The organism is Sphingopyxis sp. MG (assembly GCF_002953155.1).
Taxonomy (GTDB): domain Bacteria; phylum Pseudomonadota; class Alphaproteobacteria; order Sphingomonadales; family Sphingomonadaceae; genus Sphingopyxis; species Sphingopyxis granuli.
Genome location: NZ_CP026381.1, coordinates 3870067 through 3894543 on the forward strand (window position 1 = coordinate 3870067; position 24477 = coordinate 3894543).

The window sequence follows — 24477 nt, forward strand, 5'->3', positions numbered from 1 at the left end:
CGGACGGAAGTCAGATCGCCTCGCCCGACAGGCGCTGGCAGATCATGTCGAGCTGGTCGAGCGACGCGAATTTCAGCGTCAGTGCGCCCTTGCCACCCCCCGCATAGTGAATCGCCACGCCGATGCCGAGCAGTTCGGACAAATGCCGTTCGACCGCGACGATGTCCGGATCGCGCGCGCCGTCCATGCTCTTATATTCGAGCGGCGCCTTGCGCCCGCCGCCCTTCGCCTCGCGCACCAGCGCCTCGACCGCGCGTACCGACAGGCCGTCCTTCACCACCTTGCGCGCGATGCCCTCGGCATTGTCCGCGCCGATCAGCGCGCGCGCATGCCCCATCGACAGCGCGCCGCCGCCGACCAGATCCTGCACCGCCGCCGGCAGGTCGAGCAGGCGCATCAGATTCGCGACATGGCTGCGCGACTTGCCGACCAGCTTCGCGAGCGCGTCCTGGCTGTGCCCGAAATCCTCGATCAGCTTGCGATAGGCGCTCGCTTCTTCGATCGCGTTGAGGTCCTGCCGCTGGATATTCTCGACGAGCGCGATCTCGTAGGTCGCGGCGTCGTCGAGGTCGCGCACCAGCGCCGGTATCTGATGCAGGCCGGCGCGCTGGGCCGCGCGCCAGCGCCGTTCGCCCGCGACGAGCTGATATCCCTGCCCATCGGGCGCCCGTCGCACGATGATCGGCTGGAGCAGGCCGCGCGCGGCGATCGATTCGGCAAGCTCGACGATCGCCGCCTCGTCGAAATGCCGCCGCGGCTGGCCCGGAAGCGGGCGAATCGAGCCCACCGGGATCTGCTGGACCGCGTCGCCCGACATCGGCGCCGCCCGCGCCGCCGCGCCGGGCGCCGCGAGCACCGGCGCCTCGACCGCAGCGTCGCCGAACAGCGCATTCAGCCCGCGCCCCAGCCCCGAGGGCCGCTTGCGCGCCGGGGCCTGTCCAGTTTCCTCTTTCTTTTCCGTCATTTAAGCGGCCTTGCGAATGTTGGGAAGGCGGTCGATCAGCTCGCGCGCCAGCGCGATATAGGCGGCCGAACCCGCGCAGCGATGATCGTAGATCAGCGCCGGGAGCCCGTGGCTCGGCGCCTCGGACAGACGCACGTTGCGGGGGATGACGGTTTCGAACACCACGGGGCCCAGACATTCGCGGACATCGTCCGACACCTGATCGGTCAGCCGGTTGCGCCGGTCGAACATGGTCAGCGCGACGCCGATGATCGAGAGTTGCGGATTGAACCGCCCGCGCACGCGCTCAACCGTGGTGAGCAACTGGCTCAGTCCCTCGAGCGCGAAGAATTCGCATTGCAGCGGCACGATCAGCGACTCGGCGGCGATCAGCGCGTTGAGCGTCAGCATGCCGAGCGACGGCGGACAGTCGATCAGACAGATATCCCATTGCCCGGCCTCGGCGCTCGACAGTGCCTGCTGCAAACGATGCAGCCGGTCGCCATATTCGATCAGCTCGATCTCGGCCCCCGACAGATCGACCGTCGCGGGAACGATGTCGAGCCGCGGCACCGCGGTGCGCACCGCGCATTCGGCCAGCGCCGCGTCGCCGCGCAGCAGCTCGTAGCTCGAGCATTCGCGTTGCGCCTGGCTGATCCCCAGCCCCGTCGACGCATTGCCCTGCGGATCGAGGTCGATGATGAGCGTGCGCCAGCCGGTCGCCGCCAACGCGGTCGCGAGGTTGATCGCGGTCGTCGTCTTGCCGACCCCACCCTTCTGGTTCGCCACGGCGATCCGGATCATCGCTTCCCTCGCTGTCTTGCGCCGATTGCTCCGGTGCCGACCAATATTCGGCTGTCGGCATCGGTCAGGCTCTGTTCCACGTGGAACATTCTCTGCCACGCCGACGGGAGCAACGCCAGTTCCTTAACCGCATTTCGCCCCTTTGGCAGCAGCCAGCGCGTGTTTGCGGTGGAAAAACGCGTGGACAGCGCGATCAATCGGTCGAGCGGTGCGAACGCGCGAGCGCTGATCGTCGCCGCCGGGCGCGTCGCGACCGCTTCGAGACGCGCTTCGGCCACCTCGACATGCGCCAGATCGAGCGCTTCGGCCACATCGCGCAGAAAGGCGCAGCGCCGCTTGCGCGACTCGACCAGCAGCATCGGCCGCTCGCTGAGAATCGCGATGACGAGGCCGGGCAGGCCCGGCCCGCTGCCAAGGTCGATCCATTGCCCCTCTCCCTCGCGATCGAGGACAAGCAGTTGCGCGCTATCGGCGATATGCCGGACCCACAGCGACGAAATCGTCGAAGCAGCGATCAGATTCTGCCGGTCATTCTCCACGACCAGCATCGTGGCGAAGCGCTCCAGCCGCTCCCATTGCCGCGCCGATGGAGAAAAAACCGCGTCGAGCCAGGCACGCGCCTGCTCGCCGTCGACGAGCAGCGATGGCGTTTCGTTCCTCACGCGGCCTGGCGGCGGCTGTGCACCAGAATGGCGGTGAGCGCCGCCGGCGTCACGCCGTCGATGCGCGCCGCCTGTCCCAGCGTCTCGGGCCGTGCCAGCGACAGCCGCTCGACCATCTCGCGCGAGAGGCCGCCGATCGCCGCATAATCGAGCGCCGGATCGAGCAGGATCGCTTCGTTCGCGGCCAGCGCGCGCAACTCGCTTTCCTGCCGCGCGATATAGGGCGCATAATGCGCGTCCTCGGCGAGTTCCGCGAGAATGGCCGGATCGATCCCCGCCAGCTGGGACGCCAGGCCACCAAGCGTGGCCATCGTGACGCCGGGGAAGCGCAGCAGGTCGATCCGCTTGCGGCCGATGCCGTCGCCCGGAATGGCGATTCCGAGCGCGTGATAATCCGCCGTCGCCACTGGCTGATCGAGCAGGTGTTCGGCGCGCCGACGCTCCGCCATGCGCGCTTCGAACAGTTGCGCGGTTTCCGCGCGCACCAGCCCCAGACCGATTCCCTTCGGCGTCAGGCGCGTCGCGGCGTTGTCGGCGCGCAGTCGGAGCCGGTATTCGGCGCGCGCGGTCAGCATCCGATAGGGTTCGGTCACGCCCTGAAGCACCAGATCGTCGACCATCACCCCGATGTAGGATTCGGCACGGTCGAGGATCAGCGGTTCGCGGTCCTGCACAGCCAGCGCGGCGTTGGCGCCGGCAACCAATCCCTGCGCCGCGGCTTCCTCATAGCCGGTCGTGCCGTTGATCTGGCCGGCGCAATAGAGGCCGTCGATGCCGCGGACCTGCAACGTCCGGTCGAGGGCGCGCGGATCGATATGATCATATTCGACCGCATAGCCCGGCACGGTCATCTCGACCCGATCGAGCCCTTCCATCGTCCGCAACAGCGCGAGCTGGATCTCGGCGGGAAGCGATGTCGACACCCCGTTGGGATAGACGAGGGGTGTATCGAGCCCCTCGGGCTCCAGAAACACCTGATGCCCGTCGCGATCGGCAAAGCGATGAATCTTGTCCTCAATCGACGGACAATAGCGCGGACCCTTGGCGCCGATCGCGCCGGTGAACAGCGGCGAGCGATGCAGATTCTCGGCGATGATCCGATGCGTCGCCGCATTGGTCCGGGTGATCGCGCAGAATATCTGCGGAACCGTCCGGCCCCTGTTCCACGTGGAACAGGTCCAGTCCCCATCGTCGGAAGGCTGTTCCTCGAGCCGCGCCCAATCGATCGCCCGTCCATCGAGTCGCGGCGGCGTCCCGGTCTTGAGTCGCGCCATCGGCAGGCTGGCGGCCCGGAGCTGTTCGGCGAGCCGATGCGCGCCCGCTTCGCCGACACGGCCGCCTTCGCTCTGCTCCTCGCCGCGAAACAGGCGCCCGCCTAGAAAAGTGCCCGTCGCCAGAACGACGGCCCGCGCTGCGAGCACCGATCCGTCGCCGAGTTCAAGCCCTGTGACCCGCGATCCGTCGCTCGACCGAACCAGCGCCGCCGCTTCGCCCGAAACGACGGTGATGCCGGCCTCGGCCACGAGGAAGCTCTGGATCGCAGCGCGATAGCGCGCGCGGTCCGCCTGGATGCGCGGCCCCTGCACCGCCGCGCCCTTCGAGGCGTTGAGCATGCGATAATGGATGGCCGCCGCATCGGCGGCGCGCGCCATCCAGCCATCGAGCGCATCGACCTCGCGCATCAGATGGCCCTTGCCGAGACCGCCGATCGCCGGGTTGCACGACATGGTGCCGATCAGCGCCGGATCGAAGCTGACCAGCGCCACCCGCGCACCGAGCCGCGCCGCGGCGGCGGCGGCCTCGGTCCCGGCATGCCCACCGCCAACGACGATGACATCGAAATTGCTGCTGCTGTCCATGATCGTCGCGGCTCTTAGCGGAAAGCGAAGTTCAAATCCATCGGCGTCTCATCTCTGCTTTTGTTCCACGTGGAACATCATTTGCCGATGCAGAAACGGCCGAACAGCGTGTCGAGCATCTCCTCGACGCCAGCGCGCCCGGTGATGCGGTCGAGCGCCGCCGCCGCGAGGCGCAGCCGTTCCGCCAGCAGGATGAGGTCGCCCGCCTCGCGCGAGGCCGTATCGATGGTCAGCCAGTTCCTCGCTTCGGCAAGTGCCGCGCGCTGGCGCTGGCGCAGCGCCGCTTCGCCTTCGCGCGGAAGCAGGGTGCGCGCCATTTCGACGATATGCCGGTGGAGCGCCTCCATCCCCTCGCCCGTTGCGGCCGACAGGACCAGGTCGCAGCGCGCCGCATCGGCTTCGGCGGCCGCATCGCCGCGCCAGCGATCCGCCTGCGCCGCAATCAGGATGCAGCGCGGATGATCGGGCGCATCCTTCGGCGGCCCGAGCCATAGCAGAATGTCCGCCGCATCGACCGCAGCGCGCGCACGGTCGATGCCGATCGTCTCGATCGCATCGGCCCCTGCGCCGCGCAGCCCGGCCGTATCGGAAAAGCGCATCGCGATGCCGTCGAGCGCGAGCGGCGTTTCGATCACGTCGCGCGTCGTGCCCGCCACCGGCGACACGATCGCCAGCTCCCTTTGAGCCAAAGCATTGATAAGCGTCGATTTCCCGGCATTGGGCGGTCCGGCGATCACCACCGACAGCCCCTCGGCGATCACCTCCGCCGCCGGACGGGCCAGCCATGCATTGAGGTCCGCCGCCAGCGTCGCCATCGCTTCGGTCAGGCGATGCGCGGGCGCATCGCCATCGTCGACATCGTCTTCATCCGAGAAGTCGAGCTCGGCCTCGGCGCCCGCCATCAGGGCGAGCAGCCGCGCCTGCCAGTCCTCGACCGCGCGCGACACGTGCCCGCTCGCCATCTCCAGCGCCTGGACGCGCTGGCTTTCGGTCTCGGCGGCGAGCAGATCGGCGAGCCCCTCGGCCTCGGCCAGATCGATCCGGCCGTTGAGGAAGGCGCGACGGGTGAATTCGCCCGGTTCGGCGCGGCGCAGGCCGGGCAGCGCGGCCAGTGCCGCCTCGACCGCGGCGACCACCGCGCGCCCGCCGTGCAGGTGCAGTTCGACCAGATCCTCGCCCGTCGCGGTGGCGGGCCCCGGAAACCACAGGATCAGCGCCCGATCGAGCGGGCCGCCCGCGCGGTCGCGAAGCAGCACCAGCGACGCGCGGCGCGGCGCGGGCAATCGCCCCGCCAGAGTCTCGAGAGCCGCGCCCGCCCGCGGCCCGCTGAGGCGCACGACGCCGATCGCTGCCGGCGGCATCCCGCTCGACAGCGCAAAGATCGTGTCGTTCGCTTCGGGGTCGATCAGCTCTTGCGTCCCCCGCCCGTCTTGTCCGGATCGGCCTTGGGCGCGGGCTTCGCGCCGGTCCCCATCAACCCGCCGCCGAACTGGCCGAGCAGCGACTGGACGAGTCCCAGGCCTGATTCGCCCATCGGCACCCAGCTCTTGACCATCGCCTGCACCATTTCGGGGGTGATGCCCTTGGCCATCAACTCTTTGACGCGGCTCAGATAAATATCGTGCAGCGGTTCGAGATCGGGGAGCCCGAACAGGCGTCGCGCCTCTTCGGGCGTGCAATCCACCTCGATATTGAACTTCATCGCCCGTCTCCCACCGAAAGTGTCTCCCGCCCGAAAGCCGCTTTGGCTTGAGCCGCGCTGCCGCGACCGCTAGCTTCGCCTCTTCACCGGCAAGAAGCAAGAGTCAGGAGGCCTCCCATGTCCGCAACCAACACCGAAATCCCCGCACTCGACGGCGAGGGCCGGATTCCCGCCTATATCGCGCGCCCCGACGCCGAAAGCTCGCGCGCCATCATCGTGATTCCGGAGATTTTCGGCGTCAATGGCGGCATCCGGCAGAAGGTCGACGACTGGGCCGCGCTCGGCTATCTCGCCATCGCGCCCGACATCTTCTGGCGCTTTGCCCCCGGGGTCGAACTCGATCCCGACGTCGAGCCCGAATTTCAGCAGGCGCTCGGCTATTTCGGCCAGTATGACGCCGACGACGGGGTCAAGGACATCGAGGCGACGATCCGCTGGCTGCGCGATCAGGGCGTCGACAAGGTCGGCTGCGTCGGCTTCTGCCTGGGCGGCCGGCTCGCCTATATGGCGGCCGCGCGCACCGATATCGACGCGTCGGTCGGCTATTATGGCGTGATGATCGATACGATGCTGAACGAAAGCCACGCGATCTCGAACCCGCTGATGCTGCATATTCCGACCGCGGATCATTTCGTCGGCCCCGAGGCGCAGCAGAAGATTCACGAAGCGCTCGACCCGCATCCCAAGGTGACGCTCCACGACTATCCCGGTCTTGACCATGGTTTCGCCGCCACCAGCGGCAATCGCCGCGACGCCGAGGGCGCCGGGCAGGCCGACGCGCGCACCCGCGCCTTTTTCGCCGAGGCGCTGGCATGAGCGGTCCTACGGGGCTCGCCGCCTGGCACGCCTATATGGCGGGCGGCGGCGACCCGCAGGCGCTGCGCGACCTGCTCGCCGAGGATGCGGTGTTCCATTCGCCGGTCGTCCACACGCCGCAGCAGGGCCGCGACACGGTCTTCGCCTATCTGCACGCCGCCAGCCATGTGCTCGGCGGCGAGCATTTCCGCTATCTGCGCGAAATCGTCGACGGCGATCAGGCCTGCCTCGAGTTCGCGAGCGAGCTCGACGGCATCCATATCAACGGCGTCGACATCATCCGCTGGAACGACGAAGGAAAGATACAGGATTTCAAGGTGATGGTCCGCCCGCTCAAGGCCATCAACAAGGTATGGGAGAAAATGGCCGCGATGCTCGCCGCGCAGGCGGGCTGATCGCGCGGCCGTCCGATGCTTCGCTGGATCGCCTTTCCCGTCCTTTGCGCCGCGATCGCGCTTGCCGCGTGGTGGGGGCCGGCGCGCTGGACGTTGATCCTGTGGGTGCCGCTGCTCGTCGTCGCCTTGTACGACGCCGGGCAGCGGCGCCATACGCTGCGCCGCAACTATCCGCTGATCGCGCATATCCGCTGGCTGTTCGAGGCGCTGCGTCCCTTCCTCTATGCCTATGTCGTCGAAAGCCCGTTCGACGGGCGCCCCTTCACCCGCAGCGAGCGCGACATCGTCTATGCGCGCGCCAAGGGCGATCTCGACGCGCATCCCTTCGGCACCGAGCTCGACGTCTATTCGGACGAATATGAATGGATGAGCCACAGCATCGCGCCCGTGGTCGCCGCCGACCGGACGCAGCGGGTGCGCGTCGGCACCGCGCAATGTTCGCGGCCCTATGACGCCGCGCTGCTCAACATCTCGGCGATGAGCTTCGGCTCGCTCGGCGCGAAGGCGATCGAGGCGCTCAACCTCGGTGCCCGCCGGGGCGGCTTCTATCACGACACGGGCGAGGGCGGCTTCAGCCCCTATCACCGCATCCATGGCGGCGACATCGTCTGGGAACTGGGCAGCGGCTATTTCGGCTGCCGCGACGCGACCGGCCGCTTCGACCCCGGCCGGTTCCGCGACCGCGCGCAGGACGATCAGGTCAGGATGATCGAGATCAAGCTGAGCCAGGGCGCCAAGCCCGGCCATGGCGGCGTGCTGCCCGGCGCCAAGGTCAGCGCCGAGATCGCCGCGACGCGCGGCGTGCCGGAGGGCGAGGACTGCATTTCCCCCGCCGCGCATTCGGCCTTCACCACCCCGATCGGGATGGTCGAATGGGCCGCGAGGCTGCGCGAACTGTCGGGCGGCAAGCCCGTCGGCATCAAGCTGTGCGTCGGCCAGCCGCACGAAATCTATGCCGTCATGAAGGCGATGCTCGAAACCGGAATCCGGCTCGATTTCATCGTCGTCGACGGCGCCGAAGGCGGCACCGGCGCGGCGCCGGTCGAATTCTCGAACCGCGTCGGCATGCCGCTGCGCGAAGGGCTGATCTTCGTGCGCAACGCGCTCGTCGGTTGCGGATTGAAGGAGGAGATCCGCCTCGCCGCGTCGGGCAAGGTCCACTCGGGCGCCGGGCTCGCGGTCCATTGCGCGCTCGGCGCCGACTGGTCGAATGCCGCGCGCGCCTTCATGTTCAGCCTCGGCTGCGTCCAGTCGCTGCGCTGCCATACCGATCTGTGCCCGACCGGGGTCGCGACGCAGGACCCGGGCCGCCAGCGCGGGCTGGTGGTCGAGGACAAGGCGGCCCGCGTCCACCGCTTCCAGGCCGCGACCGTTTCCGCGCTATGGGACATCAGTTGCGCGATGGGGCTCGACAGCCCGTGGCGGATCCGCCCGCACCATCTGCACGAACGGCTCAATTCGGCGCGCTCGGATTCGATCGACCGCATCTATAATTTCTACCCGCGCGGCATCCTGCTCGACGATCCGGGGTCAGTCGCAAGTGCGCGCTATTGGGCGATGGCGCGCGCGGACAGCTTTCAGGCGGCGATGGAGGGAACGCCGGGATAAGGGCTGGAGTATCGAGCGCTAAATCCGGCGGTAACGAGAAAGCAGGAGCGTGATTTTGCTTTCATCGTCACCCGGATCAAGTCGGGATATATATCCTTCAGACAAGTAGGGAGCTGTTCCCCGGCGAAAGCCGGGGTCCATGCGTGGTAGCGCTGTGCCATCTGGACCCCGGCTTTCGCGGGGGAACAGTGACTTGTCGAAAAGGGATAAGTGCCGATCAAGTCCGGGGTGACGAGACAGGGAATTGCGCCTCCCTAATCCAAACTGCGTCACCGCCGGATTTAACGCTCGACGCCCTAGATCAGGCTGAGCTGGGCCAGTTCGCGGTAGAGGTGCGGCGGCAGGTCGGCGACGCCGCTGCCGTCCTCGGCGCTCGCCGGCGCATCGGCGTCGGCCAGGTAGCGCCAGCCCTGATGCGCGCGTTTCGGCTGCGGATGCACGCGCTCGAGCTTCGCCACGCAGACGATATCGAGCCGCCCGTCGGTGCGATCCTCGAAGCGCAATATCTCGACCCGGCCGACGAGCGTGTGCCGGATGATGAAATGCAGCTTGCCGCCGATCAGTTCGTCGGCGCGCTTCGGCCGCATCCGCGTCGTGAAACGCACCTCGCCCCCCTCGTCCCATGCCGCGATCCGCGCGGCGAGTGCCGGATAATCGGGGCATCCGACGGCGACGCGGGTCATGTGGAGTTGGGGCATGAAAACCAAAATGGGCGCGATCGCGGCTGGTTCAAGGTACCCGGTTCAAGCAGGGCCCGCACGCAAATGATATTCGCTCCGTCCCTCCACATTGACCGGCACCTGCAACAGGAGCAGCGGCGCGGAAAGGATCGCGAGCAAGGGTTTCAGGCCAAAGACCAACAGGGACGGCAGCGAGAACAGAGCCAGCGCCCCGGCCGCTGCCAAGGCGAACCGCCCGAGAGCGCGCGCCGCATGAGTGTTGGGCTCGGGCGCGGGCGCCGCGAGCATCTCCGACAGCACCGCCGAGGCATCCTCATGCTGCCAGGCGGGAACGGTCAGTCGAAAGCCGCCGATCGCCAGCACCGCGGGCGACACGCTCGCATAATGCTCGCCGCCGACATGGACGATAATCCCTGCCGCATCGAGCATGGCGGCGACGGCCAGCATCTCGCCGCGTCCCAATATCCACGCAATCGGCACCATCGCATCGCCCGCCATCGGCAGAGGATGAAACGGCGCGGCGGCCTGCTCCATGGCCTATGGGGATGCGGGGTTCGGCACGGTTTCTCTTTCTCGTCACCCGAAACTCGTCTGGCAATGACCCCTTTTCGACACGTCACTGTTCCCCGGCGAAAGCCGGGGTCCATGCGGGGCGGCGCTGTGCCATCTGGACCCCGGCTTTCGCCGGGGAACAGCGCCTGACCTGCCTGAAGAACATATATGCCAACTCGTTTCAGAGCCTGCCCGGACCCGATCCGGGCCCATCGTCTGTCCTTGAATGAAAGGCGGCGCAAAAGGGAAGGGCAGACCATGGACCCTGAAACAAGTTCAGGGTGACGAGAAAGAGAAACCGTGCCGAAACCCGAATCCCCGCAGGCCATGGAGCAGCGTGTTTTCCGAGTCGTCAGGTGATTCCACCTGACTTGAAAACACTCTAGCCGAACAGCGTGCCGACGCCGACGCTCGGGTCGACCCAGCCTTCGTGGATCATCTTGACCGCGACATAGAGGATCACCGCCAGCCCGACATAGGCGATCCAGCGATAGCGCTCGATATATTTGGCGATGATGTTGGCGGCGATGCCCATCAGCGCGACGGCGACGATCAGCCCGACGATCAGGATGCCGGGATGCTCGCGCGCCGCGCCGGCGACCGCGAGGACATTGTCGAGGCTCATGCTGACGTCGGCGATCGCGACCGCCCAGGCGGCGCCGAGGAAGCTCTTCGCGGGTTTCAGCCCCGAATGCTCGTCGCCCTCGATCTCGGGCGAGCCCACGGAATGGGCGCCGGCGCGCAGTTCGCGCCACATCTTCCACGCCACCCAGATCAGCAGCAGGCCGCCGACGAAGATCAGCCCGACGATCTGCATCAGTTGCGTGACGATCAGCGCGAAGGCGATGCGCAGCACCAGCGCCGCGATGACGCCGATGAAGATCACCTTGCGCCGCTGGTCCGCCGGCAGGCCGGCCGCGAGCGCACCGACGACGATCGCATTGTCGCCCGCCAGCACGATGTCGATCATCAGCACCTGCAGGAAGGCCGACAGCGCCGCGGGTTCGGTGATGTTCGAAAAATCGTTGACGATATGCGCCCAGATGCCGCCCGGTCCGCCGAAGCCCGTGGCGGCGACGGCACCTGCTTGGGCCAGGATTTCCAGGATCACAGCGGGTCTCCGAAATAGCTGACCTCGGGAACGGGGTCATAGAAAGGATGCAGCAATGCACGCCATTGCCGGTAGCGGTCGGACTGGCGGAAGCCATCGCGATGATCGGCGACCGACTCCCACAATGCCAACAGCAGATAGGGCTGTCCGGTTCCCGCCGGACGGCGGATCTCGAGCGAGATAAAGCCCGGCGACGCCTCGATCAACGGCCGCGCCTGCGCGACGGCCGCCTCGAACGCGGCCTCGCTTCCGGTGCGAACGGGAAGCAGCGCATGTTCGACGACGGCCATCCGCGCGGCCTATTGGTTCATCGACTCGAAGAAATCCTCGTTGGTCTTCGAATCCTTGATCTTGTCGAGCAGGAATTCCATCGCATCGACGGTGCCCATCTGCATGAGGATGCGCCGCAGCACCCACATCTTCGACAGCTTGTCCTTTTCGACCAGCAGCTCTTCCTTGCGGGTGCCCGACTTGCCGACGTCGAGCGCGGGGAAGATGCGCTTGTCGGCGACCTTGCGGTCGAGCACGATCTCGCTGTTGCCGGTGCCCTTGAACTCCTCGAAGATCACCTCGTCCATGCGGCTGCCGGTGTCGATCAGCGCGGTCGCGATGATCGACAGCGAGCCGCCCTCCTCGATGTTGCGCGCGGCGCCGAAGAAGCGCTTCGGCCGCTGGAGCGCATTGGCATCGACGCCGCCGGTGAGCACCTTGCCCGAGCTGGGAACCACGGTGTTGTAGGCGCGGCCGAGGCGGGTGATCGAATCGAGCAGGATGACGACGTCCTTCTTGTGCTCGACGAGGCGCTTCGCCTTTTCGATCACCATTTCGGCGACCTGGACGTGACGCGTCGCGGGCTCGTCGAAGGTCGAGGAGACGACCTCGCCGTTGACGCTGCGCTGCATGTCGGTGACTTCCTCGGGCCGCTCGTCGATCAGCAGGACGATCAGATAGACCTCGGGATGATTGTCGGTGATCGCCTTGGCGATGTTCTGCAGCAGCACCGTCTTGCCGGTGCGCGGCGGCGCGACGATCAGCGCGCGCTGGCCCTTGCCCTGCGGGCTGACGAGGTCGATCACGCGCGCCGACTTGTCCTTGACGGTCGGGTCGAGCGCGTCGAGCGACAGCTTCTGGTTCGGATAGAGCGGCGTCAGATTGTCGAAATTGACGCGGTGGCGCACCGCTTCGGGATTGTCGAAATTGACCGCGGTCAGCTTGGTGAGCGCGAAATAGCGTTCGCCGTCCTTCGGCGCGCGGATCTCGCCCTCGACCGTGTCGCCGGTGCGCAGACCGTGTTTGCGGACCTGGTTCGGCGAGACGTAGATGTCGTCGGGGCCGGCGAGATAATTGGCCTCGGGACTGCGCAGGAAGCCGAAGCTGTCGGGCAGGACCTCGATCGTGCCCGACCCGATGATTTCCTCGCCCTCTTCGGCGAGTTCCTTGAGGATCGAGAACATCAGGTCCTGCTTGCGCAGCGTCGATGCGCCCTCGACGCCCAGTTCCTCGGCCATTTCGACGAGTTGGGCGGGCGATTTGGTCTTGAGTTCTTTGAGATGCATGGATGGATTTTCCAGAAATGAAATTCGGGACAGGGATATGGCAATTCAGCGCACCGGATGCGCCTATCCGGTCGGGGGACGACCGTTCACGATAGCATCGGCGCACGACGCGCCGCCCGCGCGGGACGGGGTTGATCGGCCCCTATATCCGGCTTTTGCCCAAGTCAATCGGGCCAAGTCGATCGGGGGCAATCGGGCGGCGGCATGGCGGTCGCGTCGGACGAGGCGAGGCGACGGCTTCGGCCGCGTCGCCGTCGCTTGCAACGCCATGCCATCTGGACCCCGGCTTTCGCCGGGGAACCGTCGCTACACGGTCAGGGTGCGATAAATGCGGGGCCAGCCCTCGATCGTAGCCGGCGATTCCCTGCTCTTGCCGATCAGGGCCGGACGATGACGAGGACGACGATGATCGCCGCGGCGACGCCGGGCACCTCGTTGAGCAGGCGGAGCCGCTTTTCGCTGAGCGGGCGCTCGCCCTTGCGCAGCTTCTTGAAATAGCCGACCAGCCAGCCGTGATAGCCGGAGAGCAGCAGCACGAGCAGCAGCTTGCCGTGGAACCAGCCCTCGCTCCAATAGCCGCCGTTGAAGGCGAGCAGCAGGCCGAACACCCAGACGAGGATGATCGAGGGGTTGAGGATGATCCGGCGCAGCCGGTCCTCGCGCTCGATCCATTTGCGGTCCTCTTCGGACCCCACCGCGCACTGGTGATGATAGATGAAGAAGCGCGGCATCATGAACAGCCCCGCCATCAGGAAGATGACGAAGATCACATGCGCCGCCTTCATCCACAGCATCGTCGCCCCCAGAAATCCGACCCAGTCCGTCATTGCCCTACCCGCCTCGCACGCGCCTGATCAGATGTTCGACATGGGCAATCGGCGTGTCGGGCACGATGCCATGGCCCAGATTGAAGATATGGGGGCGCGAAGGGAAAGCCGCAAGGATGCGGTCGACCGCCGCGTCGAGCGCCGCGCCGCCGGCGACGAGCGCGAGCGGGTCGAGATTGCCCTGCACCGGCAGATGCGCGGGCAGCGCCGCATCGGCCCAGGCGGGATCGACCGTCTCGTCGAGCCCGATCGCATCGACGCCGGTCTCGTCCGCATAGGATGCGAGCTTGCCGCCCGCGCCCTTCGGAAAGCCGATGACCGGCGTATCGGGATGCAGCGCCTTCAACCGGCGGACGATCTCGGCATTGGGGGCGATCACCCAGCGTTCGAACTGCGCGGGGGACAGGCTGCCGGCCCAGCTGTCGAAAAGCTGCACCGCCTCGACCCCCTGCTCGATCTGTCCCGACAGATAGGCGACGCTGAGCTCGACGATCGCGTCGACGATCGCCTGGAAGGCCGCGGGATCGCCGAACGCCATGCGCCGCGCCGCGGCCTGGTCCTTCGACCCCTGCCCCGCGACCATATAGGTGGCGACGGTCCACGGACTGCCCGCGAAACCGAGGAAGCTCGTCTCCGGCGGCAGCGCCGCGGCGACGCGTGCGACGGTCGCATAGACGGGGTCGAGCCGCTGCGGCGCCGCTTCGAGCGCGGCGAGCGCCGTGTCGACGAGCGCCGGCGCGAGCCGCGGCCCCTCGCCCGCCTCGAACCACAGATTCTGCCCGAGCGCGTGCGGAACGACGAGGATGTCGGAAAAGAGGATCGCGCCGTCGAAGCCGAAGCGCCGGATCGGCTGCAGCGTCACTTCGGCCGCCGCCTCGGGATCGTAGCAGAGTTCGAGGAAGCCGCCCTTGGTCTCGCGAAGGGCGCGATATTCGGGGAGATAGCGGCCCGCCTGGCGCATCAGCCACAGCGGCGGCCGTTCCTGCCGCACCCCGCGCAGCGTCGCCAGCAAGCTCTTCGGTGTCGCCTTCACGCGGCCCCTCTTTCTTCTATCAAAACAAGTATAAATGGATTGTGGTGGATTGTTGGCGGGCGGATAAGTGCGCTTTAGGCGCCAGCGCCCCTTTTGCCAACATCTTGACTCCCCGGCCGCCGCCGCCCGCCGCGGAGTCGGTGGCGGTCGTCCCCGTTCTTCACAGCCTGTGGACAAGATTCGTCCCCTGTGGATAAACGGCGGGACGGAATCGGCGCGGCCGGGGATGGAATCGCTGTCCCGCTTCGCCCCCCGGCTTGTGCCGGACTTGTCCACAGCCGGCCCGCGATGCTTCGCCGCTTGCCTTTTCCGGCGGCGCGGGGACAAGAAGGGCGATGGACCGGCTCCACCTGCACCTCATATCCGATTCCACCGGCGAGACGCTCGAAAATATCGCCAAGGCGGCGATCGCCCAGTTCGACGATGTCGAGGTGGTGCGCCATTTCTGGCCGATGGTCCGATCCGAATCGCATCTCGACCGCATCATGGCGGAGGTGCAGGCGAGCCCGGGGATGATCCTGTTCACGCTGGTCAACGGCGACCTGCGCGCGAGCCTCGAGCGGCGCGCCGGCGCGCAGGGGCTGCCGCTCGTCCCGGCGCTCGACGCGGTCACCGATGCGCTGTCGCGGATGCTGGGACAGGAAGCGAAGGCGCGCCCCGGACGGCAGCATGTGCTCGACGCGGCCTATTTCGCGCGGGTCGAGGCAATCCAGTTCACCGTCGCGCACGACGACGGCATCGGCTGGGACAATTGGGAGGAAGCCGACATCCTGCTCGCCGGCGTGTCGCGCACGTCGAAGACGCCGACGAGCATCTATCTCGCCAATCGCGGCTACAAGACCGCGAACATCCCGATCGTCCCCGAATCGCCGCCGCCCGAGGCGCTGTTCACGCTGAAGCGCCCGCTGGTCGTCGGGCTGACGACCAGCTTCGACCGGCTGGTGCAGGTGCGGCGCAACCGGCTGCTGTCGCTGAATCAGGTGCCCGAGACCGCCTATGTCGACGAGGAACGGGTGAAGGCCGAGATCGCCTATGCCCGCCGCATCTTCGCCGACAACGACTGGCCGGTGATCGACGTGACGCGCCGGTCGATCGAGGAGACCGCCGCGGCGGTGATCCAGCTCGCCGAGGATCGCGCGGGGCGCGCCGCATGACGGAACTGGTCCTCGCCTCGCAGAGCAGCGGGCGCGCCGCGATGCTGCGCTCCGCCGGGCTGGCGTTCGAGGCCACCCCCGCGCATGTCGACGAGGAGGCGCTGACCGCGTCGCTGCGCGCGGCCGGGCAGACGCCGCGCAACATCGCCGACGCGCTGGCCGAGGCAAAGGCGATCAAGGTGTCGGCGCGGCTGCCCGGCGTCACGGTGATCGGCGCCGATTCGACCCTCGCGCTCGACGACGGGACGATGCTGACCAAGCCCGAAAGCCCGGAGGAGGCGGCCGCGCACCTGCGCCGCATGGCGGGAACGCGGCACCGGCTGTTCAGCGCCGCGGTCGCCGCGCGCGACGGCGCGCCGGTGTGGCGCGCGGTCGGCGAGGCGAAGCTGTGGATGCGCCCCTTGTCGGAGGGCTTCATCGCCGCCTATGTGGCGCGCCACTGGGACAGCATCCGCTGGACCGTCGGCTGTTACGAGATAGAGGGAGCGGGCGTGCAATTGTTCGACCGGGTCGAAGGCGACCCCTGGACCATCGTCGGCATGCCGATGCTGCCGCTGATGGCATGGCTGCGCGCGGCCGGGCTGGCGCCGGCATGAGCGGAATCCCCCCTGCCCCCCCTTATGCGGAGGTGATTGGCGATCCGATCGCGCATTCGAAGTCGCCGCTGATCCACACCTTCTGGCTGGAGGCGCTGGGCATCGCGGGCGATTACCGGCGCGCGCACGTCCGCCCCGACGGCCTTGCCGCCTATATCGCCGAGCGCCGCGCCGATCCCGACTGGCGCGGTTGCAACGTCACCATTCCGCACAAGGTCGCGGTGATGGATCTGGTCGACGACCCCGGCAATATCCGCGGCACCATCGGCGCGATGAACACGGTGGTGCGCCAGCCCGACGGCGCGCTGATCGGCACCAACACCGACGCCGCCGGCTTCTATGCGCCGCTTGCCGAACTCGACCTCGAGGGCGCGCCGGTCGCGGTCGTCGGCGCCGGCGGAGCGGCGCATGCGGTGCTGTTCGCGCTGGCACGGGCGAAGGTCGGGCCGGTCACCATCCTCAACCGCTCGCCGCTCAAGGCGATGGGCCTGCTCGCGGCCTTCGGGCTCAAGGGCGACGTCGTCGCGCTCGACGCGCCGCTGCCGCCGGCGGCGCTGCTCGTCAATGCGAGCAGCCTCGGCATGATCGGCCAGCCGCCGCTCGACCTCGACCTGGCGCCGCTGCCCGAGGGAGCGATCGTCTACGATCTCGTCTATGCGCCGCTGCGGACCGGGCTGCTTGCGGCCGCCGAGGCGCGCGGGCTCGACACGGTCGACGGGCTCGACATGCTGATCGGGCAGGCGGCGCTCGCCTTCGAGCTGTTCTTCGGCCGCCCGCCGCCCGAGGGCCGCGACGACGAACTGCGCGCGCTGCTGACCGCATGACGCATTACAAGCGCCCCGGCTCGCGGCTGCGCCGTCCCTTCATCCTCGGCCTCACCGGGTCGATCGGCATGGGCAAGTCGACCGCGGCGACGATGTTCGAGCGCGAGGGCGTGCCGGTGTTCGACGCCGACGCCGAGGTGCACCGGCTGCAGGGTCCGGGCGGCGCGCTGGTGGAGGCGATCGAGGCGCGCTTTCCCGGCACCACCGGGCCGGGCGGGGTCGACCGGCAGAAGCTGGGCGCGCGCGTCCTCGGCCACCCGCACGAACTCGCGGCGCTCGAGGCGATCGTCCACCCCGCGGTCGGCCGCGCGCAGAAGCGCTTCCTGGCGCGGCATCGCGCGCGTCCCGTCGTCGTGCTCGACATCCCGCTGCTGTTCGAAAAGGGCGGCTGGCACCGCGTCGGGGCGATCGCGGTCGTTTCCGCGCCGCTGTGGATGCAGCGCAAGCGCGTGCTGCGCCGGCCCGGCATGACCAACGCCAAATTCAAGGCGATCCGCCATCTGCAGGTGCCCGACCGGGTCAAGCGCGCGCGCGCCGACTTCGTCATCGAAACCGGCCGTCCGAAAAGCGAGACGCATCGCCAGATTCGGGCCATCACCTCTTGTTTCCGCGCCCGATAGGGTCCAGATTGGATCATCAGATGCGCGAGATAATCTTCGATACGGAAACCACGGGGCTCGACCCCAGATCGGGACATCGGCTGGTCGAGATCGGATGCATCGAGCTGGTCGATCGCCGCGAGTCGGGCCGAACCTTCCACGCCTATTTCCATCCCGAACGCGACATGCCGCCCGAGGCCGAGGCGGTGCACGGCCTGTCGATCCAGTTCCTTTCCGACAAGCCGCTGTTCGCCGCTCGCGCCGACGAGCTGCTCGAATTCCTGGGCGACGCGCCGATGATCGCGCACAACGCCGTCTTCGACTTCGGCTTCATCAACGCCGAACTCGAACGCGCCGGGCGCCCGGCGCTCGACCTCGCCCGCATGTGCTGCACGGTGCAGATGGCGCGCAAGCTGCATCCGGGCGCCAAGCACAGCCTCGACGCGCTCTGCACCCGCTACGGCATCGACCGCAGCCACCGCATCAAGCACGGCGCGCTGCTCGACGCCGAGCTGCTCGCCCATCTTTATATCGAGATGACCGGCGGCCGGCAGATCGGGCTTGGTCTGGGCGCCGAGTCCGCCGCGATGGCGGCGGGCCTGTCGATGCGACCCGCCGCGCCGTCCCGCCCGTTTCGCGAGCCGCGCGCGCACGCCGCCACCGCGGCCGAGCTGGCGCGCCATGCCGAATTCGTTGCCGCACTCAATCAACCTTTGTGGCACGATAGCCCGTGACGGCGGCTCCCAGCGCCGTCACCGACACTGGAAGGAGAAGAAAGATGGAAATCCGCGTCTCTGGCCACCAGATCGAAACCGGTGAAGCGCTGCAAGCGCGTGTTTCGGACCGGATGAACGCGATTGCCGACAAATATTTCTCTCGAGCGATCGGCGCGCATGCGATTTTCGGCAAGGGGCCGCACGACAGCTTCCAGTGCGACATCGTCGCGCATGTGATGCAGGGGCTGGTCCTGAAAGGTCATGGACAGGCGCAGGATGCGCATGTCGCGTTCGAGAATGCGGCCGAGCGCATCGAGAAGCAGTTGAGGCGCTATATGCGACGGCTCAAGGATCGCGGCACGCCGACGCAGCCGTCGCCGACCCTCGACGAGATCCGGGGCAATGCCGGCTACACCGTGTTCGAGGCCGGCAGCGAGGAGGAGGAAGCGGGCGACGCCCCGGCGATCATCGCCGAAACGCGCGTCGACGTGCCGACCAGCAGCGTGTCGGACGCGGTGATGATGCTCGACCTTCGCAACACCAATGCGCTGCTGTTCCTCAACAGCCGGACCGACACCTACAACATGGTCTATCGCCGCTCCGACGGCACGATCGGATGGGTCGAACCGCAATAGGGGCTGGATTTTCTCCGCCATCCGGCCTAAGGGCCGCGCCCAACGAAGCCCTGAACCCGGATGGCGGGGCCTTACGACCGATCCGTGATCGTTGCCATCAGGACGGCGGGACGGCGTTGCCCCGCGACCATGCAGATTTGACAAGACCGATGAACCTTTCTTCCCTTCTTTATCCCGCGACGGTGCGCGCGCACGTCCAGCTCGATTCGAAGAAGGCGCTTTTTCCCTACATCGGCGATCTTGCGAGCCGCGCGCTCGGGCTCGACGCCGGCGAGGTGAGCGAAGCGCTGCTCGAACGCGAACGGCTCGGCTCGACCGGCTTCGGGCGCGGCATCGCGCTGCCGCACGCCAAGCTGGCCGACCTGTCGGGGGTGCGCGGCCTGTTCCTGCAACTCGCGCGGCCGATCGATTTCCAGTCGGTCGACGGCCTGCCCGTCGACCTGCTGTTCGTGCTGCTGTCGCCGCTCGACGCCGGCGCCGATCATCTGAAGGCGCTGGCGGGCGTGTCGCGGATGCTGCGCGACGAAAAGGTCGCCGAACGGCTGCGCGGCGCCAAGAATGACGAAGCGCTCTATGCGCTGCTCGCCGACACCGAAACGCGCGACGCGGCCTGACGCCGTCGGCGCCGGCCCATACGGCTTGCGGGCCCGCAAGCGCGTGCTTCCCGGCGAAGGCCGGAATCCGGTCGATGTCGTGCTGCGATACGTGGACCCCGGCTTTCGCCTGGGAACGTTTCCTTGCCAGAAACCGGCGGCATCCGGCGGCGCCCGCTATCGTTCCCGGCCGATCCGATGCCGCGGCTGAAAAGCCGCTTCCTCGTCGACCTGCTGCTGCGCGAGGCGCAGGCGGCGGGCGGTTTCGCGGCCGTCCTCGCGCGCGGCGATGCCGATGCGGGGGCGATCCTGGTCCAGTGCAGCGATCGCGGCCGGCCGGGCCCGCTGCTCGAACGGCGCTTCGCGCTCGATGGCGGCTATCGCTGGGAAGCGGTCGGACCGGCCGATGGTGAAGACCGCGAAAACTATTGCGAGCGGCGGCGAAAGGCCGATCCCGACCTGTGGATCGTCGAACTGGATATCGCGGATGCGCCACGACTCGTCGCGGAGTGGGGCGCGTTAACTTGACTCTGTTGCACCGCACAATAGGTCGCCCGCACGTTTAACGCGTAGGTCGTCCCGCGGGTTGCATCGGTTTGTCCGGCGCGCCCGGTCGAACGGTTCGGACACGCAGTCGGATGAGGACCGCAGGCGGTATCGGGTCGATGACCCCCCACCTGTTTGTCATGGTTCGGTTCCTCAGCCGCCCTTTTGACGGACCTTATGAGTCGCATTCTGAACGCCGCCAGCACGGCCGCCGTGGGCATGACCGCCCTTGCCATGCTGGTTCTGGCCGAACCGGGTTTCGCGAGCGACCTGATCGCCGACGCGAGCCCGCCCGCCATCACCCTGCCCGCCGCCGATGCGCCGGAAGCGGAGATGGCGACAGCTTCGACCGATCCGGTTTCTCCGGTCGAAGCCCCCGAGACGATCGACGAACAGGACGAGCCGGCGCCGCAGGCCGATTCGCTCGCCGCGCTGGTCGCGGCGACGCCGCGCCCGGCCGAGCTCGATCCCGAACTGCGCTGCCTTGCCGGGGCGGTCTATTTCGAATCGCGCGGCGAATCGCTCGCCGGCCAGCTCGCGGTCGCGCATGTCGTGATCAACCGCGCCAAGTCGGGCCGTTTCCCGACCAGCCTGTGCGGCGTCGTCCATCAGAAGAGCCAGTTCAGCTTCGTCCGCGGCGGCCGGATGCCGAAGATCCGCGAAGGCGCGCAATGGGCGAACGCGGTCGCGATCGCGCAGATCGCCCGCGACGGCAGCTGGTCGAACCGCGCGCCGGGCGCGCTCTTCTTCCACGCGCGCCACGTTTCACCTGGCTGGCGCAAGACGCGCATCGCCGCGATCGACAATCACATCTTCTATCGCTGAGACGGACCGGGCGCCGCTGCATGGGCAGCGGGTCCGTTCGGGTTCGATGCGGCCGTCTTCTCCCCTCCCGCTTGCGGGAGGGGTCGGGGGTGGCCGGCGGCGAGACCAAGGCCCACCCCGCTGCGGCTAGCGAACGAGTTCGCAAGCCTCGCTGCCCTTCCCGCTTGCGGGAGGGGAGAGGGGTCTTTGCGGCCATATTCGATCCGGCCGTCCACCGCTGCGCGCCGTTCATTGCCAAGCCATGTTTCATCGCGCATGGTGCGGCGATGACGCGTCTTTCTTCCGTCGCCCTGCTGACCGCAGCGGCGCTTGCTCTCGGTGGCTGCGCAACGGCGGTGCCGCCGGTCGAGGTCACCCGCTTTCACGCCAATGCCGCCGCCGGCTGGGCGCCGGGGACGCGCTATGCCGTCGATCCCGCGCCGCTCGGCGATCCGGCGGCGACGATCGGTTCGGCGCAGCCGTCGCTCGAATGGGCGAGCTATCGCACCGCGGTCGAGCGGCAATTGGAGCTTCTGGGGCTGGTCGCGGCCGATTCGGGTGCGGCCGCGCCGCTGAAGGTCCGCATCGGCTTCGACCGCAGCGACCGGCAGACCGCGGGCAAGCGGTCGCCGGTGTCGGTCGGCGTCGGCGGCTCGACGGGCAGCTACGGCTCGGGCGTCGGGCTGGGCATCGGCCTGAACCTCGGCGGGGGCGCGCGGCAGATGCAGGATCTGCAGCTCAGCGTGCGCATCGACGACGGGGCGAGCGGGCAGGCCTTGTGGGAAGGGCGCGCGCTGACCGCGGTGCCGGTGAAGGCGCCCGCGGCGCAGCCGTCGCTTGCCGCGGCCAAACTGGCGGAGGCCCTATTCAGGGGGTTCCCCGGCGAATCGGGACGCACTATCACGGTGCCATGACCATCAGCATCAACGCCGCTTTCGACAGCGGCAATATCGTCGTGGAGTCGCTCGCCGGCACGTCCGCCCGCCTCTCGATTCGCAAGGATCGCGAGTCCGACTTTTTCCAGTGGTTCCATTTCCGCGTCGCCTGCGCCGCGGGCGATGCGCTCGACCTGGCGATCACCGGCCTGGCCGATTCGGCCTATCCCGACGGCTGGCCGGGCTATGCCGCCTGCGCGAGCTATGACCGCGAGCATTGGTTCCGGCTCGATACCGGCTATGATGCGGGGACGCTGACGATCCGCCACACGGCCGAGGGGCCCTTGCTGTGGATCGCCTATTTCGCGCCCTATTCGATGGAGCGGCACCACGACCTGATCGCCTCGGCCGCCGAATGCGAAGGCGTCGCCTATCGCTGCCTCGGCACCAGCCTGGAGGGGCAGCCGATCGACTGCCTCGAAATGGGCGAGGGGCCGGTGCAGGTCTGGCTCTATGCGCGCCAGCATCCGGGCGAGAGCATGGCCGAATGGTGGATGGAGGGCGCGCTCGACATGCTCACCGATCCCGCCGACCCGCACGGCCGCTCGCTGCGGCGCAAGTGCCGTTTCCACATCGTGCCCAACATGAATCCCGACGGCTCGCGCCGCGGCCACCTGCGCACCAACCATGCCGGGGTGAACCTCAACCGCGAATGGCACGCGCCGTCCGCCGAACGCAGCCCCGAGGTGCTGTGCGTCCGCAATGCGATGGACGAATCGGGGGTCGACTGGGCGATGGACGTCCATGGCGACGAGGCGATTCCCGCGGTCTTCCTCGCGGGGTTCGAGGGCATTCCGTCGCTGAAGCCCGAACAGCAGGAAAAATTCCTCGCCTTCCAGGCCGCGCTCGCCGCCGCGACGCCCGATTTCCAGACCGAACTGGGGTATGAGAGTTCGGCGCCGGGGCAGGCGAATCTGTCGATGTCGACGACCCAGCTCGCCGAACGCCATGGCGCGGTGTCGATGACGATCGAGATGCCGTTCAAGGACAACCGCGACCTGCCCGACCCGGTGCAGGGCTGGTCGCCCGACCGGTCCAAGCTGCTGGCGCGCGCCTGCCTCGAGACGCTCGACCGGATGCTGTAGATGTGAAAACGGGGCCCGGTCTTCCGGGCCCCGTTCGTCATGCCCCGAGAGGGAGGGGGCACAAGGGTATGAGCGGGCGGGTCAGGCCGCCTGCTTGCTGCCGTCCTCGACCAGCGTCGGCTTGCTGTCGCCGATCGCGATCTTGTGCGGCTTCATCGCCTCGGGCACCTCGCGCACCAGGTCGATGGTCAGCAGCCCGTCGGCGAGGTCGGCACGGTCCACCCGCACGAAGTCGGCGAGCTGGAAGCGGCGCTCGAAGGCGCGTGTCGCGATGCCGCTGTAGAGCAGCCTGCGCTCCTCGCCTTCCCTGGTCGGCGCCTTGCGGCCGGTGATCGCCAGCATGTTCTGCTGCGCGGTGATGTCGATCTCGTCTTCCTTGAAGCCGGCGACCGCGATGGTGATGCGGAAATGATCGTCGGCGACCTTCTCGATGTCGAAGGGCGGATAATTCTCCGCCGAGCCGCTGTTCTCGAGGAAATCGAACAGCCGGTCGAAACCGACGGTCGAGCGGCGATAGGGGGTCCAGTCAAAGCTGTTGCGCATGGGTCATTCCTTCCTTTCCAAGCGAAGTCATGGGGCTGCGGCAAAACCCGCCGCGGCCACCGTCCGGTCCCGTTCCGGCGACCGGATGCGATCAATCTGGTAACGGCCGAAACCATTTCAAGGGGGCATTGGCGTTCCGCGAAAAGCCGCGCTAAGGGGGCCGCGAATCCCCTCCAGCCGAAGGACAGACCATGCCGCAGCTCATCCTCATCCGTCACGGCCAGTCGCAGTGGAACCTCGAAAACCGCTTCACCGGCTGGTGGGATGTCGATGTGACCGAAAAGGGCGCGGCCGAGGCGTGGGCGGCGGGCGAGCTGATGAAGGCGAAGGGCATCGCGCCCGACGTCGGCTTCACCTCGGTCCAGACGCGCGCGATCAAGACGATGAACCTCGCGCTCGAGGCGATGGGGCGGCTGTGGCTGCCGGTCACCAAGGACTGGCACCTCAACGAGCGCCACTATGGCGGGCTGACCGGGCTCGACAAGGCCGAGACCGCGGCGAAGCACGGCGACGATCAGGTGAAGATCTGGCGCCGCAGCTTCGATGTCCCGCCGCCGCCGCTCGACCCGGGCTCGCCGTGGGACCTGTCGCACGATCCGCGCTATGCCGGGATCGCGGTGCCCGCGACCGAAAGCCTGAAGGATACGATCGCGCGCGTCCTGCCCTATCACGAAAGCGCGATCGTGCCCGAACTCAAGGCCGGAAAGACGGTGCTGGTCTCGGCGCACGGCAACAGCCTGCGCGCGCTGGTCAAGCATCTGTCGGGCATTTCGGACGCCGACATCACCGGCCTCGAAATCCCGACCGGCCAGCCGATCGTCTATGATCTGGCGGCCGACCTGACGCCGGGCGAACGCTATTATCTGAGCGAGCGCTGAGCCGGCCCCGCGCCGCGAACG

At 67.8% G+C, this 24477-nt stretch carries 29 protein-coding genes; 15 read left to right on the plus strand and 14 right to left on the minus strand.

Annotated elements, in window-relative coordinates:
- Positions 1-10: 10 nt before the first annotated feature.
- From C3E99_RS17760 to C3E99_RS17785, 6 genes are all read right to left on the minus strand, one after another.
- A complete protein-coding gene (locus tag C3E99_RS17760) occupies positions 11-964 on the minus strand; it encodes a ParB/RepB/Spo0J family partition protein (RefSeq protein WP_076073381.1) in 954 nt (317 codons plus the stop codon).
- On the minus strand, positions 965-1747 hold the full coding sequence (locus tag C3E99_RS17765) for a ParA family protein (RefSeq protein WP_067112612.1): 783 nt from the start codon (positions 1745-1747) through the stop codon (positions 965-967).
- Positions 1744-2409, minus strand: a complete 666-nt coding sequence (gene rsmG, locus C3E99_RS17770; RefSeq protein WP_083674925.1) for a 16S rRNA (guanine(527)-N(7))-methyltransferase RsmG — start codon at positions 2407-2409, stop codon at positions 1744-1746. The genes C3E99_RS17765 and rsmG overlap by 4 nt, the downstream gene beginning before the upstream one ends.
- Positions 2406-4268 carry a tRNA uridine-5-carboxymethylaminomethyl(34) synthesis enzyme MnmG gene (gene mnmG, locus C3E99_RS17775; RefSeq protein WP_076073382.1) on the minus strand — a complete coding sequence of 621 codons (1863 nt, stop codon included), beginning with the start codon at positions 4266-4268 and terminating at the stop codon, positions 2406-2408. Before mnmG ends, rsmG begins: the two co-directional genes overlap by 4 nt.
- 77 nt (positions 4269-4345) lie before the next feature.
- Positions 4346-5650 carry a tRNA uridine-5-carboxymethylaminomethyl(34) synthesis GTPase MnmE gene (gene mnmE / locus C3E99_RS17780; RefSeq protein ID WP_267894977.1) on the minus strand — a complete coding sequence of 435 codons (1305 nt, stop codon included), beginning with the start codon at positions 5648-5650 and terminating at the stop codon, positions 4346-4348.
- A 23-nt stretch (positions 5651-5673) separates the two neighbouring features.
- The gene (locus C3E99_RS17785; RefSeq protein WP_067112603.1) at positions 5674-5970 is read right to left on the minus strand and encodes a DUF6489 family protein; all 297 of its coding nucleotides are present in this window, start codon (positions 5968-5970) and stop codon (positions 5674-5676) included.
- 117 nt (positions 5971-6087) lie between these two features.
- Here C3E99_RS17785 and C3E99_RS17790 point away from each other — a divergent pair, with 117 nt between their 5' ends.
- Genes C3E99_RS17790 through C3E99_RS17800 form a run of 3 tightly spaced genes read left to right on the plus strand, consistent with a single transcriptional unit; the run spans position 6088 to position 8789 of the window.
- Entirely contained in the window at positions 6088-6786 is a 699-nt protein-coding gene (locus C3E99_RS17790) for a dienelactone hydrolase family protein (protein WP_067112600.1), read from the plus strand.
- Positions 6783-7181: a nuclear transport factor 2 family protein gene (locus tag C3E99_RS17795; RefSeq protein ID WP_076073384.1), complete on the plus strand. Its 399-nt coding sequence runs from the start codon at positions 6783-6785 to the stop codon at positions 7179-7181. The genes C3E99_RS17790 and C3E99_RS17795 overlap by 4 nt, the downstream gene beginning before the upstream one ends.
- 15 nt (positions 7182-7196) lie before the next feature.
- On the plus strand, positions 7197-8789 hold the full coding sequence (locus C3E99_RS17800) for an FMN-binding glutamate synthase family protein (RefSeq protein ID WP_076073385.1): 1593 nt from the start codon (positions 7197-7199) through the stop codon (positions 8787-8789).
- Positions 8790-9085: 296 nt separating this feature from the next.
- Here the strand turns inward: C3E99_RS17800 and C3E99_RS17805 are convergent, their stop codons facing one another.
- From C3E99_RS17805 to hemE, 7 genes are all read right to left on the minus strand, one after another.
- Positions 9086-9472, minus strand: coding sequence for a DUF1489 domain-containing protein (locus tag C3E99_RS17805; protein WP_234002535.1), 387 nt, complete (start codon positions 9470-9472; stop codon positions 9086-9088).
- 60 nt (positions 9473-9532) lie between these two features.
- Complete coding sequence (locus C3E99_RS17810) at positions 9533-10003, minus strand: hypothetical protein (protein ID WP_104960201.1); 471 nt, start codon at positions 10001-10003, stop codon at positions 9533-9535.
- Between the two features lie 400 nt (positions 10004-10403).
- Positions 10404-11126, minus strand: a complete 723-nt coding sequence (locus tag C3E99_RS17815) for a TerC family protein (protein WP_067108850.1) — start codon at positions 11124-11126, stop codon at positions 10404-10406.
- A 2-nt stretch (positions 11127-11128) separates the two neighbouring features.
- Complete coding sequence (locus C3E99_RS17820) at positions 11129-11422, minus strand: antibiotic biosynthesis monooxygenase family protein (protein ID WP_067108836.1); 294 nt, start codon at positions 11420-11422, stop codon at positions 11129-11131.
- Positions 11423-11431: 9 nt separating this feature from the next.
- Positions 11432-12688, minus strand: coding sequence for a transcription termination factor Rho (gene rho / locus C3E99_RS17825; protein ID WP_067108834.1), 1257 nt, complete (start codon positions 12686-12688; stop codon positions 11432-11434).
- A 377-nt stretch (positions 12689-13065) separates the two neighbouring features.
- Positions 13066-13515, minus strand: a complete 450-nt coding sequence (locus C3E99_RS17830; RefSeq protein WP_067108832.1) for a CopD family protein — start codon at positions 13513-13515, stop codon at positions 13066-13068.
- 4 nt (positions 13516-13519) lie between these two features.
- Positions 13520-14548, minus strand: a complete 1029-nt coding sequence (hemE, locus tag C3E99_RS17835) for a uroporphyrinogen decarboxylase (RefSeq protein WP_076073387.1) — start codon at positions 14546-14548, stop codon at positions 13520-13522.
- A 335-nt stretch (positions 14549-14883) separates the two neighbouring features.
- Between hemE and C3E99_RS17840 the strand changes: the two genes are divergently transcribed.
- From C3E99_RS17840 to C3E99_RS17890, 11 genes are all read left to right on the plus strand, one after another.
- A complete protein-coding gene (locus C3E99_RS17840) occupies positions 14884-15702 on the plus strand; it encodes a pyruvate, water dikinase regulatory protein (RefSeq protein WP_067108827.1) in 819 nt (272 codons plus the stop codon).
- Entirely contained in the window at positions 15699-16298 is a 600-nt protein-coding gene (locus tag C3E99_RS17845) for a Maf family protein (protein ID WP_076073388.1), read from the plus strand. The genes C3E99_RS17840 and C3E99_RS17845 overlap by 4 nt, the downstream gene beginning before the upstream one ends.
- The gene (gene aroE / locus C3E99_RS17850; RefSeq protein ID WP_234002536.1) at positions 16295-17122 is read left to right on the plus strand and encodes a shikimate dehydrogenase; all 828 of its coding nucleotides are present in this window, start codon (positions 16295-16297) and stop codon (positions 17120-17122) included. The genes C3E99_RS17845 and aroE overlap by 4 nt, the downstream gene beginning before the upstream one ends.
- Complete coding sequence (gene coaE, locus C3E99_RS17855; protein ID WP_067108824.1) at positions 17119-17742, plus strand: dephospho-CoA kinase; 624 nt, start codon at positions 17119-17121, stop codon at positions 17740-17742. Before aroE ends, coaE begins: the two co-directional genes overlap by 4 nt.
- Positions 17743-17762: 20 nt before the next feature.
- Positions 17763-18455, plus strand: a complete 693-nt coding sequence (dnaQ, locus tag C3E99_RS17860) for a DNA polymerase III subunit epsilon (RefSeq protein WP_076073390.1) — start codon at positions 17763-17765, stop codon at positions 18453-18455.
- A gap of 44 nt (positions 18456-18499) precedes the next feature.
- A complete protein-coding gene (gene hpf / locus C3E99_RS17865; RefSeq protein WP_067108823.1) occupies positions 18500-19072 on the plus strand; it encodes a ribosome hibernation-promoting factor, HPF/YfiA family in 573 nt (190 codons plus the stop codon).
- 149 nt (positions 19073-19221) lie between these two features.
- Positions 19222-19686 (plus strand): PTS sugar transporter subunit IIA, encoded by a 465-nt coding sequence (locus C3E99_RS17870; protein ID WP_067108822.1) that lies wholly within the window; start codon positions 19222-19224, stop codon positions 19684-19686.
- Between the two features lie 123 nt (positions 19687-19809).
- Positions 19810-20193, plus strand: coding sequence for a DUF1491 family protein (locus C3E99_RS17875; RefSeq protein ID WP_324787689.1), 384 nt, complete (start codon positions 19810-19812; stop codon positions 20191-20193).
- A gap of 195 nt (positions 20194-20388) precedes the next feature.
- Positions 20389-21036: a cell wall hydrolase gene (locus tag C3E99_RS17880; RefSeq protein ID WP_104960203.1), complete on the plus strand. Its 648-nt coding sequence runs from the start codon at positions 20389-20391 to the stop codon at positions 21034-21036.
- A 266-nt stretch (positions 21037-21302) separates the two neighbouring features.
- Entirely contained in the window at positions 21303-21929 is a 627-nt protein-coding gene (locus C3E99_RS17885) for a DUF4136 domain-containing protein (protein WP_076073392.1), read from the plus strand.
- Entirely contained in the window at positions 21926-23035 is a 1110-nt protein-coding gene (locus C3E99_RS17890) for a M14 family metallopeptidase (RefSeq protein ID WP_104960204.1), read from the plus strand. Before C3E99_RS17885 ends, C3E99_RS17890 begins: the two co-directional genes overlap by 4 nt.
- An 81-nt stretch (positions 23036-23116) precedes the next feature.
- Here the strand turns inward: C3E99_RS17890 and C3E99_RS17895 are convergent, their stop codons facing one another.
- Positions 23117-23578 (minus strand): Hsp20 family protein, encoded by a 462-nt coding sequence (locus C3E99_RS17895; RefSeq protein ID WP_076073393.1) that lies wholly within the window; start codon positions 23576-23578, stop codon positions 23117-23119.
- Positions 23579-23769: 191 nt separating this feature from the next.
- Here C3E99_RS17895 and gpmA point away from each other — a divergent pair, with 191 nt between their 5' ends.
- A complete protein-coding gene (gpmA, locus tag C3E99_RS17900; RefSeq protein ID WP_076073394.1) occupies positions 23770-24456 on the plus strand; it encodes a 2,3-diphosphoglycerate-dependent phosphoglycerate mutase in 687 nt (228 codons plus the stop codon).
- The last annotated feature ends 21 nt before the right edge of the window (positions 24457-24477 follow it).